Annotated in this window: 11 protein-coding genes; 6 read left to right on the top strand and 5 right to left on the bottom strand. The window is 68.7% G+C overall.

The genetic code is table 11. The annotated features are described in order from the left end of the window. Positions 1-21: 21 nt before the first annotated feature. Together V5F68_RS00720 and V5F68_RS00725 are read right to left on the bottom strand one after the other, a co-directional pair. The gene (locus V5F68_RS00720) at positions 22-423 is read right to left on the bottom strand and encodes a DUF2946 family protein (RefSeq protein ID WP_394012654.1); all 402 of its coding nucleotides are present in this window, start codon (positions 421-423) and stop codon (positions 22-24) included. A 165-nt stretch (positions 424-588) separates the two neighbouring features. After that, on the bottom strand, positions 589-3,504 hold the full coding sequence (locus tag V5F68_RS00725; protein WP_394012653.1) for a GAF domain-containing hybrid sensor histidine kinase/response regulator: 2,916 nt from the start codon (positions 3,502-3,504) through the stop codon (positions 589-591). Positions 3,505-3,863: 359 nt separating this feature from the next. Here V5F68_RS00725 and V5F68_RS00730 point away from each other — a divergent pair, with 359 nt between their 5' ends. Beyond that, positions 3,864-5,168 carry an HdeD family acid-resistance protein gene (locus V5F68_RS00730; RefSeq protein ID WP_394012652.1) on the top strand — a complete coding sequence of 435 codons (1,305 nt, stop codon included), beginning with the start codon at positions 3,864-3,866 and terminating at the stop codon, positions 5,166-5,168. A 2-nt stretch (positions 5,169-5,170) separates the two neighbouring features. Here V5F68_RS00730 and V5F68_RS00735 read toward each other — a convergent pair whose 3' ends face one another. From V5F68_RS00735 to V5F68_RS00745, 3 genes are all read right to left on the bottom strand, one after another. Next, positions 5,171-6,085, bottom strand: coding sequence for a LysR family transcriptional regulator (locus V5F68_RS00735; protein ID WP_394012651.1), 915 nt, complete (start codon positions 6,083-6,085; stop codon positions 5,171-5,173). Positions 6,086-6,168: 83 nt separating this feature from the next. Continuing rightward, positions 6,169-6,855 carry a YoaK family protein gene (locus V5F68_RS00740; protein ID WP_394012650.1) on the bottom strand — a complete coding sequence of 229 codons (687 nt, stop codon included), beginning with the start codon at positions 6,853-6,855 and terminating at the stop codon, positions 6,169-6,171. Positions 6,856-6,983: 128 nt separating this feature from the next. Further along, positions 6,984-7,556: a Dps family protein gene (locus V5F68_RS00745; protein WP_394013039.1), complete on the bottom strand. Its 573-nt coding sequence runs from the start codon at positions 7,554-7,556 to the stop codon at positions 6,984-6,986. A 955-nt stretch (positions 7,557-8,511) separates the two neighbouring features. On the opposite strand from V5F68_RS00745, the gene V5F68_RS00750 reads away from it, so the two are divergent. From V5F68_RS00750 to mgtA, 5 genes are read left to right on the top strand one after another with little or no spacing between them, the layout of a single operon-like run. Further along, positions 8,512-10,044: an alpha/beta fold hydrolase gene (locus V5F68_RS00750; RefSeq protein WP_509274724.1), complete on the top strand. Its 1,533-nt coding sequence runs from the start codon at positions 8,512-8,514 to the stop codon at positions 10,042-10,044. Positions 10,045-10,053: 9 nt separating this feature from the next. Beyond that, on the top strand, positions 10,054-11,460 hold the full coding sequence (locus V5F68_RS00755; RefSeq protein ID WP_394012649.1) for a bifunctional enoyl-CoA hydratase/phosphate acetyltransferase: 1,407 nt from the start codon (positions 10,054-10,056) through the stop codon (positions 11,458-11,460). After that, on the top strand, positions 11,457-12,647 hold the full coding sequence (locus tag V5F68_RS00760; RefSeq protein WP_394012648.1) for an acetate/propionate family kinase: 1,191 nt from the start codon (positions 11,457-11,459) through the stop codon (positions 12,645-12,647). Before V5F68_RS00755 ends, V5F68_RS00760 begins: the two co-directional genes overlap by 4 nt. Continuing rightward, entirely contained in the window at positions 12,644-13,417 is a 774-nt protein-coding gene (fabI, locus tag V5F68_RS00765) for an enoyl-ACP reductase FabI (protein ID WP_394012647.1), read from the top strand. Before V5F68_RS00760 ends, fabI begins: the two co-directional genes overlap by 4 nt. 25 nt (positions 13,418-13,442) lie before the next feature. After that, on the top strand, positions 13,443-15,947 hold the full coding sequence (gene mgtA / locus V5F68_RS00770) for a magnesium-translocating P-type ATPase (RefSeq protein ID WP_394012646.1): 2,505 nt from the start codon (positions 13,443-13,445) through the stop codon (positions 15,945-15,947). Positions 15,948-16,012: the final 65 nt, after the last annotated feature.

The following is a 16,012-nucleotide window of genomic DNA, read 5'->3' on the forward strand; positions in this document are numbered from 1 at the left end:
ACGGCGCGAAGCCGGTTCGGATCACGCGGTCCTGGGCGGTCCCTGGGAGAGGCGAGGGGTGGGCGCCGGGCTGCGCACCGCAAATGCCCGCTCCGACGCAGTGGTGACGCGCATGAACGCGCGGTCCAGCGGCACGAACTCGGCCGCGGGCGGGGCATCGAAGCCGGCGCCGGCGAAGGCGCAGAGGGCGCAGGACGCGACCGGCACGGTCTTGCCGGAGGTGGGATGCTCGCCGCCCGTGTCGTCGCCGGACTCATGGCTGGCAAGGCACAGGATCTGCGCGGGATCGGCGGCGAGCGCGGCGCGGGTGGTGTGGGCGGTGAACAGGCTCAGCGCCAGCACCGTCTGGAGCACGAACACATAGGCCATCGCCAGGGCGAACCCCGGACGCAGCCATGCGCTTGCTCCCCGTACCCGTGTCACGCTGTTTCGCCCGTCATCCTTCCGCGCTTCATGCGCAGATTCTCTCCGGGCGGTAGTATCACGCTCACGGTTGGGAAACACAACCGCGCGGCGCCGCAAACGGGTCACTCGAGGCACCCGGCTGTGGCTCGGTCCGCGCGGCGGGGCGGCGTGATGCGCTGCCGGCTAGAACGGCTCGCTGCGCTCCATCATCTCCCGCAGGCGCAGGGCCAGCGCATCCAGGGGGAAGGGCTTGGTGATCATCTCCATGCCGGGCTCCAGGAAGCCGTTGGCCATGGCGGCGTTCTCGGCATAGCCGGTCATGAACAGCACCCGCAGGTCCGGTCGCACCACCCGTGCGGCATCAGCGATTTGCCGGCCGTTGAGGCCGGGCAGGCCGATGTCGGTCACCAACAGGTCGATGCGCGCGTCCGATTGCAGGATTTTCAGGCCCTCCGGCCCGTCGCCCGCCTCCATGGCGTGATAGCCGAGCTCGTGCAGCACCTCGACGATGAGGCCGCGCACCACCGGCTCGTCCTCCACCACCAGAACCGTCTCGTCCTGCTCGGGGCGGGGTAGGACCGCCGGCGTTTCGATTTCCTCGTCCGCCGTCGCCCGGTCGCCCCGGTAGCGCGGCAGATAGAGCTTCACCGTCGTGCCCTTGCCCTCCTCGCTATAGATCTTGGCGTAGCCTTCCGACTGGCGGGCGAAGCCGTAGATCATGGAGAGGCCGAGCCCGGTGCCCTGGCCGATGGGCTTGGTGGTGAAGAACGGATCGAAGGCCCGGCTCATCACCTCCTTCGACATGCCGGCGCCGGTATCGGTGACGCAGATGCAGATATATTGCCCCGGCCGCACGTCGCGCACGCTCGCAGCATAGGCGCCGTCCAGATGGGCGTTGCAGGTCTCGATGGTCAGCCGCCCGCCGTCGATCATCGCGTCGCGGGCGTTGATGCACAAATTGAGGATGGCGTTTTCAAGCTGGTTGGGGTCGCACAGGGTCTGCCACAGGCCGCCCGCCAGCACGAGTTCGAGCGCGATCCGCTCGCCGAGGGTACGGCGCAGCAGGTCTTCCATGGACGCGACCAGCGGATTGGCTTTCACCGGCTTGGGGTCGAGCGGCTGGCGGCGCGAGAAGGCCAGCAGGCGATGGGTGAGGGCGGCAGCCCGGTTGGCGGAGGTCATGGCGCCGGAGATGAAGCGCTCCAGCTCGCCCATGCGGCCCTGGGCGATGCGCCGCTGCACGATGTCCAGCGATCCGGTGATGCCTTGGAGCAGATTGTTGAAATCATGCGCGATGCCGCCGGTAAGCTGGCCCACGGCTTCCATCTTCTGGGATTGGCGCAGCTGCTCTTCCATCTCGCGCTGCTCGGTGATGTCGCGGCCGATGGCGTAGAACAGCCCGGCTTCCGGCGAGGCGGTCCAGGCGATGCGGCGGTATCCTCCCTCACGGGTGCGATAGCGGTTTTCATAGCGCAGCGTCGCCGTGCCGCCATCCAGAAGCGCGATCTTCTCGCGCGCGGCGTCGGCATCCTCGGGATGGACGAGGTCCGGCACGCGGGAAGACAGCAATTCCGCCTCGCTCCAGCCGAGCACGCTGGTCCAGGCGCGGTTGACGGCGATCAGCCGGCCCTCGGCGTCGAACACGTTGAGCAGGTCGCCGGAGAGGCGCCACATGCGGTCGCGCTCGCGGGTGCGCTCCTCCACCCGCTGCTCCAGGGTCTCACGCGCGGCCTGGACGCTCTTGAACAGATTGGCATTGTCGATGGCGATCGCGGCCTGGGCGGCGAGGCCGGACATCACCCGCTCGGAGCGGGCGCTGAACATGTCCGGCTCGGGATGGCCGAACAGCAGCGCGCCGACGCCGTCGCCGGAGCGGGACACCACCGGCACCGCCAGATAGGAGCGCACCGGCAGATGGCCCGCCGGCAGGCCGAGATGGGGCGCGTTGGCGCCATAGCGGGGATCGGTGGCGATGTCGGCGGAGCGCACGACGCTGAGCCCCCGGAAGGTGGGCTCGAACATGCGCGTGATGCGCGGCGCGCCGAGGCTCGTGAAGGCGGCCGCATCGGCGCCGGCCAAGGACACCAGCGTGAAGCTGTCATCCGCCGCGCCGCGCGCTTTGTAGAAAAAGGCGCCGTAGGCGGCCTGCGTGAGCGCGACGCCGGCTTCCACCACCTGCTTCACCACCTTGTCGGGGTCGAGTTCGGCGGCAAGGGCGCTGGTGGTGCGGTTGAGCAGTTCCAGCACTTCGCTTTCATTGGCGAGCTGGTCCCTGCTCTCGCGCAGGTCGGCCTCGGCGCGCTTCTGGGCGGTGATGTCGTAGGTGACGCCGAAATAGCGCCGCGCGCCCGTGGCGGTGTCGGAAACCGGCTCGCCCTGCCGCGCGATCCAGCGCACTTCGCCGGTGTCGGGGCGGCGGATGCGATATTCGGTATAGGCCAGCGCGTCGCCTGGAAGCGCCGTGCCAAGGGTCTTGAGGCGGGGACGGTCCTCCGGGACCACAACTTCGTAGAGATCGCTCAGCGCGAAGGTGCTGCGCACGTCCAGCCCCCAGAGGCGGCAGAACGTCTCCGAGACGTTGACCGTGCCGGTTTCCGCCATCAGCTCGAACGTGCCGATGCGGCCGGCTTCCTGGGCGAAGCGCAATTGCTCCTGGCCGTCGCGCAGCTCCTCGATCCGCGCGCGCGCCTCATACTGGCGCCGCCGCCCGCGCACGGCCGTGCGCGCGAGGCTGAGCAGCGAGGTCGCCTGGAACGGCCGCTCCACGAACGAGACGTTGCCCAGGATGTCGGACAGATGGACGGTAAGCGGATTGCGATCGGTTTCCGCGCGGTCGGTCAGGATGATGAAGGGGAAATCCGACCAGGACGGCTGATTGGCGATCCAGTCGCGCAGCGCGGAGAGATCGGTATCCACCAGCGCCTGATCGGCGATCAGCGCGAGGCCGGCGCCGCCCGCCAGTTCGATCACCAGGGCCGGCAGATCAAGGCAGAGGGTGCGCGGCATCTGGGCGTCGGCCAGCAATCGCGCCGCCAGCATGCCTTCCCGTTCGTCCGGACAGAGAATGAGCGCGCGTTCGGAATAGGGACCCGGTCTCATGCGCCGACACCCGCGCCCGGGTGCTCGGCCATCCGCCCTGAGGGAAGCGCCACGTCCACCAGGCGCCGCCGGGCATTTTCAACACCGGCATGCGGCGGTCGCGGGGACGAAAGACAGCGGAACATCGAACCTCGCTTCATGCACATGCCTACCATAACGCGAGCCTGGACAGGATGGCACCAGGGGGCGAAAGATTCTCTGCCCCGCAAATAGCTTAAGCGGAACCAGGCCGTCGGCGCGGATCGCGGCAGAAAGGTCTTCGGAGGTATCTTCCGACGGCATTTGCCCTCGACAGCGCGCACGAAGCTTGAAATAAAGCATCCAGACATCCCGGCCTTGCGTGATCGGAGCCCGGTTCCTTGATCCAGCTCTTTCTTCTGCTTCTTGGCGCCCGGCTGCTGCGGCGGCGCTGGTGGGTGCTGGCGCTCGCGGGCGCATTCTGGCTCCTGCTGGGGATGCTGTTTTTCGCCGACGCCTTCATCGACGAGATCCGCATTCCTCCGACCGTGTTCGCCATTCCCCTGCTGGTGGACGGCCTGCTCTCGGTCTTCTTCTTCTTCGGCCATATCGGCGGGGCGCGGCCGCTGCGGCTCGCCAAGGGACTGGTGTTCCTGGTGATCGGCCTGCTGATCATCGACTCGCCCTGGCACAGCGACATGATCATCGGCTTCATCGTCGGCGGCTTCCTCATCACCGACGCGACCCTGCGCGCCGTGAGCGGATATGTCGTGCGCTTTTCCGGCTGGCGCATGTCGCTGCTCGGCGCCGGCGTGGAATTCCTGCTCGGCGTGTGGTCGCTGGTGCCCTGGCCCACCCAATGGCAGGCGGAAGTGGGCGCGGACGTGGGGCAATTGCTCATGGTCTCCGGCTTCGGCATCTGCGCGCTCGCTTTGCGCATCCGCCACCTGCCGGAGGACATGCCGATCTCGGCCGTCCTCAGCCGCGGCTGGCCGCGCATGGACTGGAGCAAGGCGCTGCGTTCCGGCGCCGCGCCGCAGGACGAGCGGGCCGAGGAAGCGGAGCGCGACGTGGTGATCGTCCATGTGTGGACGCCCACCGGCCATATGGTTTCGCTCAATCACGGCGTCAGCCGCTATATCGCCGCGCGCGACGAGAAGGGCATCATTTCCACCGGCCATGCGGCGCTGGAACTGCCGCCCGACGTCTATATCAGCCATTATCCGGGGCATGAGATCGAACGCTCGCCGAGCGATTTCTCCCGCGTGTTGCGCGCCACCGAGGAAAACGACGCGCCGGGCGTGTTCCAGCCGAGCTACGCCGAGGAAAGCGCCGACTGGTGCCCGTCCACCTCCGAGGTGCGCCTCTTGGGTCTCAACACCACGGCGGTGCGGACGTTCTGGGCGCACTATCGCCTCGACACCACCTACAATCTCACCAATCGCAATTGCTCCAGCGTCGTGGCGAAGGCGCTGGATGCCGGGCTCGACGGCGTGTTCGAGGAGCGGGCGCGCTCGTTCCTGTTCGTCCTGCAGCTGATTTTCAGCGTGGAGCTGTGGGTGGCCGGCATGCTGCGCCATCGCGCGGCAGCCATGGCGTGGACCCCCGGCCTTGTGCTCGATTATGCCCGCGCCGTAAGCGCGCTGGTGAATACCCCACAGAGCGCCGGCTCCCCCGCCGTGTCCCAGCTCGCGCGGCGCGGATAGGCTCAGGCCGGAAGGGCGAGTTGCCCGAAGGCCGCCTTCAGGCGCGGCACGGCAAAATCCACGAACGTCCGCACCTTGGGCACCAGGAGGCGGCCCTCGGGCGTGAGGAGGTGGACCGGCAGCGGCGGCGGCTCGTGCTGCGCCAGCAGGATGGAGAGCCGGCCCGCGCGCACGTGCTCCGCCACCTGGTAGGAGAACGCCCGCGTCACGCCGTGCCCCTCCAGCGCCGAGCCGGTGGCGGCCTCCACGCTGTTGACGATCATGCGCGGGGCGATCTGCACGGTCTGCCCGGCCGCCCCGCCGGCGCCGGCGAAGGTCCAGGACTCCTGGCCGAAACTGGTCATGGCGATGCAGCGGTGGGCGGCGAGATCCGCCGGCCGCGTGATCGCCGGGCGGCCGTCCAGATAGGCGGGCGCGGCGCAGACCACGCGGCGCACCTCGCCGATCCGCACCGCGATGAGGCTGGAATCCGGCAGGTGAGCGATGCGCAGGGCGACGTCGATGCCCTCGTCCACCAGGTTTACCGGCCGGTCGAGCAGCAGGAGACGGGCGCGGACCGCCGGCTGCGCGTCGAGGAAGGCATCCAGAATGGGGCGCAGCACCTTGGCGCCGCTCACCAGGGGCGCGGTGAGCGTGAGGGTGCCGCGCGGCGCCGCCCGCTCGCCGGCGGCCAGCATGTCGGCTTCCTCTAGGTCGGTGAGCATGCGCCGGCAGGCGGCGGCATAGCGTTCGCCCGCTTCGCTCAGGCGCAGCGAGCGCGTGGTGCGGTGGAGCAACTGCACCCCCACATGGGCCTCCAGGAAGGCGATGGCGCGGGTGACGGCCGCCGGGGAATGGCCGAGCCGGCGCCCGGCTCCGGCAAGGCTGCCTTCGTCGAGCGCGGCGACGAACACCCGCATGGCATCGATCCGGTCCATCCTTGCTCCCTGGCCGCGCGGCCCGACCCTAGGGCGCGGCCCCGCTCATCTCAAGCGGGGGAATGCGCGGCCGGGGCTGGAGCCTATTTCGCGCTCGCCGGGACGCCGGCCTCTTCCCCGGCATAGGCGGCGCACAGCGCGAGCAGCGGCGGCACCAGGAAGCACCACATGCCGACCAACACATACAGCAGGGCCGCGAGGCCGCAGCCGAGCGCGAAGGCGGCGACCGCGCCCGACATGCGCCCGAGCCGGCCGCGCACGCTCGCCGCCTGGTCCGCCGGCAGGCCGCGCGCCAGGTCCACGAGGTCGATCATCACCTGGGTGGTGGTGCCGGTCATCAGCGTGGTGGGCGGCGCGCTGCCAAGATGGATGCGGTGGATGGCGTTCTGAATCGCCATGGCGGTCACCAGGGTCATGCCCGTGAGCAAAGCGCGCCAGGCATCGGAATCGGCGAACGGGCCGAAGCACACCGCCATGATGCCGGCAGCCGTCAGCAGGGCGAACTTCAGGCCGAGCAGGGTGCGCATCTGCGGCAGGCCGCGCGCGGCGAGCGCGTAGCCCAGCAGCCGCACCAGCATCACCACGATGCAGAAGACCGGCAGCGCCAGCAGCTTTGCCCAGGCGCCGGAGGTGCCATGCACCATGGCGGCGCCGAAGGTGACGAAGTTGCCCGTGACATGGGCGGTGAACAGCCCCTGGAGCGCGAGGAAGCCGGCCGTATCCACATAGCCGCCGTTCAGGCTGAGAATCGCGGGCAAGCTGGGCTTCATGGGATGTCCCCGGCGTGGATGCGGCAAGTGGCGGGAGGCAAGAGGCGCGCGGCAACAGGCGCGGCAAGTGGCGGCGGTGCGGCCGAGGGCGGGGAGTGCCCGCCCTCGGCGGTTTGGGGACGTGCGGATCAGGCTTCGCGGCGGGTGGTCTCGAACAGGAACCAGGCGCGGCGCTCGGTCTCGTCGATCCAGTTTTCCAGCAGGCTGGCGGTGGCGACATCCTGATTCTCGTCGCACAGATCGTGGACCTCGCGCATGGAGGCGACGAGCTGCACATTGTCGTCGCGCAGTTCGCTCAGCATGTCCTGCGGGGTGACGTATTCGGCGTCATTGTCCAGCAGGCGCTGTTGGCGGGCGATCTGGCCGATGGACTTGATGGTGATGCCGCCGATCTTGCGCACGCGCTCGGCGATCGGGTCGGTCATGGCGAAGATCTGGTCGCTCTGCTCGTCCAGCAGCAGGTGATAATCGCGGAAATGCGCGCCGGACATGTGCCAATGGAAGTTCTTGGTCTTGAGATAGAGCACGAACACGTCGGCCAGCAGGGCGTTGAGGGCGCCGGCGATATCCTGCACCGCGTTGGAGGAATAATTGCTGCGCGTCTGCAGCGCGGCCGTGACGCGTGACTTGGCGGCGTCGAGCTTGCCCGTGGTCTTGGGCTCGACCTTCGCCTTCTTGGCTTTGGGGGCCTGGGACTTCATCTCACTCATCTGACAGCTCCTGGGGTCTGAGGCTCGGCCCAGCCGGGCCTCGCGTGGGAAGGCGGTGCTCCGGCCGCGCCCGCCGTTCTATGACGCGCGCAAATTTCGCCGGCAGACGCAACGGTGGAGGGAAGCGGCGCCGGTCTGCGACGTGTGTATCGACGCATTTTTGCACATCCGTGTGTCACGCCGCCAAGAGGTATCAAGTTCAAAACTACGGCCAAGTTCCCTGGCGGTCCATCCGCGTCTGCGACCTGGCCATTGCAACTGATATTTCCGCTTCGCGCCGCGGTGGCGGCGCCGCCCCGCCTCCCCTTGCGTGACCGCCGGGCGGACCGGCTTTCCTGCATGGACAGATACTTAGTCGGCATGTCATGCGTGCTTACGTAGTTTCCGAGGCTGTTGCGGTGCACGCGTCGCCGCTAGGTTGCGCGCGGCTCCGAAGGGTCGGCCGGCCAGGGGTCCGCTCCCGCGTTTAAGCCATCCGGCGAGGCGCGGGCCGCGTGACACGGGAACGGTCTTTCGGAGCCATCCCCCGCGGCCCGGGGCCTGCATCACCGGCTTCCAGGAATGCCCCCCGCGGCGCGGGCGAGGTGCTATCGTTCGGCTGAACCATCGAAGGCGCACGAAAATGGCAGAGACGGTCCTGAAACTCGTCAGCGACACGCACGCGCCGGGCCCGGCGCCGCAGCCGGTGGCTGCGCCCGCTGCGCGCCCGCCCGTCCATGAAATGCCGATCGAGCTGCCCGCCCTGCCTGCGGGCGTCGATCATGAGGGGCTGCGCTTGTTCGACCGGCGGTTCGGCGCCGCCGTGGCGGAGATGACAGGCGGCCTCTCGCCGGCGGCCCTGACGCTGGCCTTTACCGATTGGGCGCTGCACATGGCGTCCGCACCGGGCAAGCGCACGGAACTGGCGCTGAAGGCCATGTTCGGCGCGCGCGAATTCGCCGCCCATATGCTCAATCCCGCCGCGCCGACCACGTTCGAGGCGGCCGGCCCGATCACCGGCGACGAGCGCTTCCGCGCCGAGGGCTGGAACCGCTGGCCCTATTCCATCTGGCGCGAAGGCTTCCTGCGCACCCAGCAATGGTGGCAGGAGGCGACCAGCGACGTGCCCGGCGTGGCGCCCCACCACCAGGACGTGGTCTCCTTCACCGTCCGTCAGCTGCTCGACATGGCTTCGCCCGCGAACCTGCCGTTCGCCAATCCGGAGGTGGCGCGGAAAACGGTGGCGAGCGGTGGCGCGAACTACGTGGCCGGCGCCAAGAACCTGATGGAAGACCTCGCCCGCAAGCGCGCCCACAAGCCGCCGGTCGGCGTGGAGGCCTTCAAGGTGGGACGCGACGTCGCCGCGACGCCGGGCAAGGTGATCTACCGCAACCGCCTGGTCGAGCTGATCCAATACAGCCCGTCCACGCCGGGCGTGTATCGCGAGCCGGTGCTGATCGTGCCCGCCTGGATCATGAAATATTACATCCTCGACCTGTCCCCCAACAATTCGCTGATTCGCTATCTGGTGGGGCAGGGGCACACGGTGTTCGCCATCTCCTGGCGCAACGTGACAGCGGAGGATCGAGACCTCAGCTTCGAGGATTACCGGCGCCTGGGCGTCGCGGCGTCACTGGACGCCATCAACGCGGTGGTGCCGGGCGAGAAGGTGCACGGCGTGGGCTATTGCCTCGGCGGCACGCTGCTCACGGTCGCCGCGGCGGCGATGACGGATGCCAAGGACACGCGCCTCGCCTCCATGACCCTGTTCGCGGCCCAGACCGATTTCACCGAGCCGGGCGAGCTGGAACTGTTCATCGACCACAGCCAGGTGAGCCTGCTGGAGGACATGATGTGGGACCGCGGCTATCTGGATTCGAGCCAGATGGCCGGCGCGTTCCAGCTGCTGAAGTCCAATGATCTGGTCTGGTCGCGCATGGTGCACGATTATCTCATGGGCGAGCGCTACCCCATGAACGATTTGATGGCCTGGAACGCGGACGCCACCCGCATGCCGTACAAGATGCATTCGGACTATCTGCGCAAGCTGTTCCTGAACAACGATCTCGCCTCCGGCCGCTATGTGGTGAACGGCCATCCGATCGCGATCCAGGACATCCGCGTGCCGATCTTCACCGTGGGCACCGAGCGCGACCACATCGCCCCGTGGCGCTCGGTCTATAAGATCCACTATCTCACCGACACCGACGTCACCTTCGTGCTGACCAGCGGCGGGCACAATGCCGGCATCGTCAGCGAGCCGGGCCATCCGCATCGCCAGTTCCGCCTGCGCGAGAAGGGCGCCATGGACCCTTGCCTGGGGCCTGACGAATGGTTCGCGGGAACGCCCGTGCAGCCCGGCTCCTGGTGGCCGGCCTGGCAGGGCTGGCTGGCGCAGCGCTCCTCCCCCGGCCTCGTCTCCCCCCCACCCATGGGCGCACCGGGGGCGGGCTATCCCGCGCTCGAGGACGCTCCGGGCACCTACGTCCTGCAAGCGTGAGAAGCGAACATGAACGCGCCTTTGCTGCTGAACCGCACGTTCGACGAATTGAACGTGGGCGATTCCGCCTCGCTGACGCGGGTGGTGAAGAATGAGGACATCGAGCTGTTCGCCGCCGTCTCCGGCGACGTCAATCCGGCCCATCTCGACAAGGCCTATGCGGCCACCGACATCTTCGGCCACGTGGTGATCCACGGCATGTGGACCGGCGGGCTGATCTCGACCCTGCTCGGCACGGAGCTGCCGGGGCCGGGCACCATCTACCTGTCCCAGGATCTGCATTTCAGGAAGCCCGTGGCCCCCGGCGACACCATCACCGCCACCGTCACGGTGCTGGAGAAGAAGGCGGAGAAGCGCATCGTCCTGTTTGACACGCGCTGCATCAACCAGACCGGCGTCGACGTGCTGACCGGCACCGCGACCGTGATCGCCCCTGCCGAAAAGCTCGCCCTGCCGCGCATCGCGGTGCCCGAGGTGCTGCTGCGCGGGGGCGAGCGGTATTCCGAATTCGTCCAGCGGGCCCGCGCCCTGCCCACCATGCGCGTGGGCGTGGTCCATCCCTGCAGCATCGAGGCGCTGCAGGCCGCCATCGAGGCGCGCGACGAAGGGCTGATCGAGCCGATCCTGATCGGCCCGGAGCATAAGATCCGCGCGATCGCGGAGAAGGCGGGCATCTCGCTCGCGGGCCTGCGCATCGAGGCGGTGGAGCACAGCCATGCCGCCGCCGTGCGCGGGGCGGCGCTGGCCGCTTCCGGCGAATGCGCGGCACTCATGAAGGGCAGCCTGCACACCGACGAACTGCTCGGCGCGGTGGTCGCGGCCGCCTCCGGCCTGCGCACCGAGCGGCGCATCAGCCACGTTTACGCCCTCGACGTGCCGTCCTATCCCAAGCCGCTGATCGTCACCGATGCCGCCATCAACATTGCCCCGACCCTGGAGCAGAAGCGCGACATCTGCCAGAACGCCATCGACCTGCTGCACCGCCTCGGCATCGCCGAGCCGCTGGTGGCGGTGCTCGCGGCGGTGGAGACGGTGAACCCGGACATGCCGGCCACCATCGACGCGGCGGCGCTCACCGTCATGGCGGCGCGCGGCCAGATCACCGGTGCCAAGGTGGACGGGCCGCTCGCGTTCGACAATGCCATCAGCCTCGATGCCGCGCACATCAAGCAGATCGTCTCGCCGGTGGCGGGAAAGCCGGACATCCTGCTGGTGCCGAATCTGGAGGCCGGCAACATGCTGGCCAAGCAATTGATCTATCTCGCCGGCGCCGATGCGGCCGGGCTGGTGCTTGGGGCGCGCGTGCCGATCATCCTCACCAGCCGCTCGGATGCGCTGAAGGTCCGGCTCGCCTCGGTGGCCCTGGCCAAGCTTTCCGTCGCCGGCCAGCCCAAGCTCGATGGGGTAACGCTGTGAGCGATCATATTCTCCTGACCTTCAACCCCGGCTCCTCCACCTTGAAGATGGGCCTGTTCGCGGTGGAGGGCGACCATGCGCGCCGGATCGGGCGGGGCCTCATCGACCTGCGCCGCAGCCCGCTGGTGCTCAGCGTCAGTGAAGGCGGGGAGGCGCGCGACATTCGCCTGACCTCCGCCGTCACCGAGGATTTGCGCGAGGTGATCGACGACACGCTGCGCTGGCTGGTGGCGCATTTCGGCGTCGCCGACCTCACGGCTGTGGGCCACCGGGTGGTGCATGGCGGCGACCGCTTCGGCGGCCCGGCGCTGATCGACCACGAGACCTTCAAGGGCATCGAGAGCCTCACGCCGCTCGCCCCGCTGCACCAGCCGCAGAGCGTGCGCATCATCAAGGCGCTGCATCACCTGCGGCCGGACCTGCCGCAGGTCGCCTCCTTCGACACCGCCTTCCACCGGACCCAGGCGGATGTGGTGCGCCGCTTCGCCCTGCCGCGCGAGATGTTCACCGCCGGCGTCAAGCGCTATGGCTTCCACGGCCTGTCCTACAAATACATCGCCGGCCAGCTGGCAAAGCACGATCCCACCTGCGGCGGGCGCGTGGTTGTGGCGCATCTCGGCAGCGGCGCCAGCCTGTGCGCGCTTTCCGGCGGCATCAGCCGCGATACTTCCATGGGCTTTTCCACCCTGGACGGCATTCCCATGTCCACCCGCTGCGGCGCGCTCGATCCGGGCGTGGTGATCCACATGCTGAAGGAGGAAAAGCGCTCGCTGGAAGAGGTGGAGGACATCCTCTACCACCGCTCGGGCCTGCTGGGCGTCTCCGGCATCAGCGCCGATAGCCGGGCGCTGCTGGCCTCCCACGCGGAGGAGGCGCGCGAGGCGCTCGAACTCTTCACCTTCCGCATCGCGCGGGAGACGGTGGCGCTCGCCAACACGCTGGGTGGGCTGGACGGGTTCGTCTTCACCGCCGGCATCGGCGAGCACCAGGGCGAGATTCGCAGCGCCGTGGCGGCGCGCCTCGGATGGCTCGGCATGAAGCTCGACGAAGAAGCCAATGCCGCCAACGCGGCGCTGATTTCCGCACCGGACAGCAAGGTTCAGGTCTTCGTCATCCCCACCGACGAGGAGCAGGTGATCGCCGATGAGGCGGTCAGCATCATCCAGCATCTGGAGCCGGCGCGATGAGCCCCATCGTCGATCTCACCGGGAAGCGCGGCCTCGTGGTCGGTATCGCCAATGCCGAGAGCATCGCCCACGGCTGCGCGCGCGCGTTCCATGGCGCCGGGGCGGAACTGGCCGTGACCTATCTCAACGAGAAGGCCGTGCCTTATGTGCGGCCCCTGGCGGAGAGCTTGGAGGCCTCCATCATCGTGCCGTGCGACGTGCGCATTCCCGGCCAGCTGGAAGCGGTGTTCGCCACCATCGAGCAGCAATGGGGCAGCCTGGATTTCGTGTTCCATTCCATCGCCTTCGCCCCGCGCGAGGACCTCCACACCGGCCTTGTGAACTGCTCCGCGGAGGGCTTCGCCATGGCCATGGACGTGTCCTGCCATTCGTTCATCCGCATGGCGAAGCTGGCGTTGCCGCTGATGAAGAGCGGCGGTTCGCTGCAGACCGTGAGCTTCTTCGGCAGCGAGCGGGTGGTGGACAATTACAATCTCATGGGCCCGGTGAAGGCGGCGCTGGAATCCACCGTGCGCTATCTGGCGGCCGATCTCGCGGCGGCGGGCATCCGCGTCCATGCCCTCTCCACCGGCCCGGTGCAGACCCGCGCCGCCTCCGGCATCGAGCGCTTCGACGAATTGCTGGACAAGGTGCGCGCCCGCACCCCGGCGAACCATCTCGTGTCCACAGAGCAGATCGGCAAGGTGGCGGCCTTCCTGGTGAGCGAGGCCGGGGCGCCGCTCACCGGCTCCGTGGTCTATGCCGACGCGGGTTTCCACATCGTCGCCTGAGGGGGATGAAGGGTTCCAGGATATCATGGCCGTATCGGACAAACCTTTCTGGACCTTGCCCGTTGCGGCCATGCTCTCGGGGCTCGGCTGCACGTCGGGCGGCCTGAGCGCGGCCGAGGTCGAGGACCGCCGCGCCCGATATGGCGTGAACGCCGACAGCCAGCCCAAGAAGGTGGGTGCGGTGCGCGCCGTGGTGCGGCGCCTGCTGGAGCCGCTTTCGCTGATTCTGCTGGCCGCCGGCGCGGTGTCGGTGGCGACCGGCGACGCGGTGGGCGGCACGATCATTCTCGCCATCCTCGGCCTTTCCATCATTCTCGATACGGTTCAGGAGGGCCAGGCGCTCAAGGCCGCCGAGATGCTGCGCCGCTCGGTCGCCGTGAAGGCGGAGGCCAAGCGTGACGGTGCCTTCGTCGAAGTGGACGTGGGCGATCTCGTGCCGGGCGATCTGGTGCGCATCCGCGCCGGCGACATCATTCCCGCCGACGCGCGGGTGCTGGAGGCGAACGCCTTCACCTGCGATGAGGCGGCACTGACCGGCGAACCCTATCCGGTGCGCAAACAGCCGGGCGTGATCGCCTCCGCCATGCCCGCCGAAGCCGACAATGCGGTGTTTCGTGGCGCGGTGGCGCAGACCGGCGAGGCGCTGGCCCTGGTGGTCCACACCGGCCGCGACAGCCTGTTCGGTGAGGCGGCGTCCGCGCTCGCGGAGGTGCAGGCCCCCTCGCCCTTCCAGCGCGACCTCCACGCCTTCGGCCTGCTGACGGCCCGGCTCACCCTGGCGCTAGTGCTGCTGGTGCTGACCGCGCACATGCTGTTCGGCCGCCCGGTGCTGGAATCGCTGATGTTCGCGGTGGCGCTCGCGGTGGGCCTGACGCCCGAACTGCTGCCCATGATCACCACCGTGACCCTCTCGCGCGGCGCGCTGCGCATGGCGGCGCGCAAGGTGATCGTGAAGCGCCTCGCCGCGATCCACGATCTCGGCGCCATGAATGTGCTGTGCACGGACAAGACCGGCACCCTCACCGAAGCCCATATCACGCTAGCGAAAAGCCTCGATCCCACCGGCGCGGAAGACCCGCGCGCCGCCACCTTGGCCAAGCTCGCGGCCCGCCTCGGCGGCGATCGTGGCGCGCTTGATGCGGCGCTGCTGGAATGCCGGCACGATCCGGCGGCCGATTGGGTGATGGAGGAAGTGCACGCCTTCGATTTTTCCCGCCGCATCGGCTCGGTTCTGGTGAGGGGGCCGGATGCGCATCTGCTGATCGTGAAGGGCGCGCCGGAGGGCGTGCTGAAACTGTGCGCCACGCGCCGCGACGGCAGCCCCATGGACGCGGCCGCGCAGGCGCAGGCGCACGCTTTGGTCCAGGCGCTGGCGGGCGAGGGATTGCGCGCGGTGGCGGTGGCCTCGAAACCCTGGACCGGTGCGCCGCGCGAACTGACCGCAGCGGATGAAACCGGGCTGGTGTTCGAGGGCCTGTGCGCCTTCGCCGATCCGCCCAAGGCCACCGCCGCCGCCGCCATCGCGCGCCTCGCCAAGGCCGGGGTGCGGCTGAAGATCCTCTCCGGCGACGACCCGGTGGTGGTGCGGCGCCTCGCCGGCCTCGTTGGGCTGAAGGCGGACGAGGTGCTCTCCGGGGCCGACGTGGCGGCCCTGAGCGACGATGCGCTGGCGGTGCGGGTGCGCGAGGTGGATGCCTACGGCCGCCTCGCGCCGGACCAGAAGTCGCGCATCGTCAAAGCGCTCCAGGCGCGGGGCGCGGTGGTGGGGTTTCTCGGCGACGGCATCAACGACGCGCCGGGGCTCAAAGCCGCCGATATCGGCCTGTCCGTGGACGGCGCCACCGGCGTCGCCCAGGCGGCGGCGGACATGATCCTGCTGGAAAGCGATCTCGGCGTGGTGGCGGACGGGGTGGAGGAAGGGCGGCGCACCTTCGTCAACATCCTCAAATATGTGCGCATGGCCGCCAGCTCCAATTTCGGCAACATGCTCTCCATGGCGGCGGCCTCCCTGTTCCTGCCGTTCCTGCCCATGCTGCCGACCCAGATCCTGCTCAACAACCTGCTCTACGACCTCTCGGAAATCGGCATCCCGTTCGACCGGGTGCGCGCTGAGGCGCTGGCACGCCCGCAGGTGTGGGATATGTCCGGGCTGGTGCGGTTCGCGGCCATCATGGGCCCGCTCTCCTCGGTGTTCGACCTGCTCACCTTCGGCGGCCTGATCTTCCTGTTCCACGTGACGCCGGATGCCTTCCGCACCGCCTGGTTCCTGGAATCCATGGCGACGCAGATCCTCGTCATCTTCATCATCCGCACCCGCGCGCGGCCGTGGGCGGACCTGCCCCATCCGCTGCTTGCCGCCTCCTCGCTCGGCGCGTTGCTGGTGGCGATGGTGCTGCCGTTCACGCCATTCGGCGCCTGGTTCGGCTTCGCCTTGCTGCCGCCCGCCCTGCTCGGGGCATTGGCGCTGCTGGTCGTCGCCTATCTCGCCATGGCCGAGGGGCTGAAGCGCTTCGCCATGAAGCGGGGTTAGGGGGCTGCTTTTCTCCAGCCGGCACCGCATGTCGCAAACGCGATTCCCTGCCGGAAAGAACAAAG

It is taken from the genome of Roseixanthobacter pseudopolyaromaticivorans, assembly GCF_043195145.2.
In the GTDB taxonomy this organism is placed as follows: Bacteria; Pseudomonadota; Alphaproteobacteria; order Rhizobiales; family Xanthobacteraceae; genus NCEH01.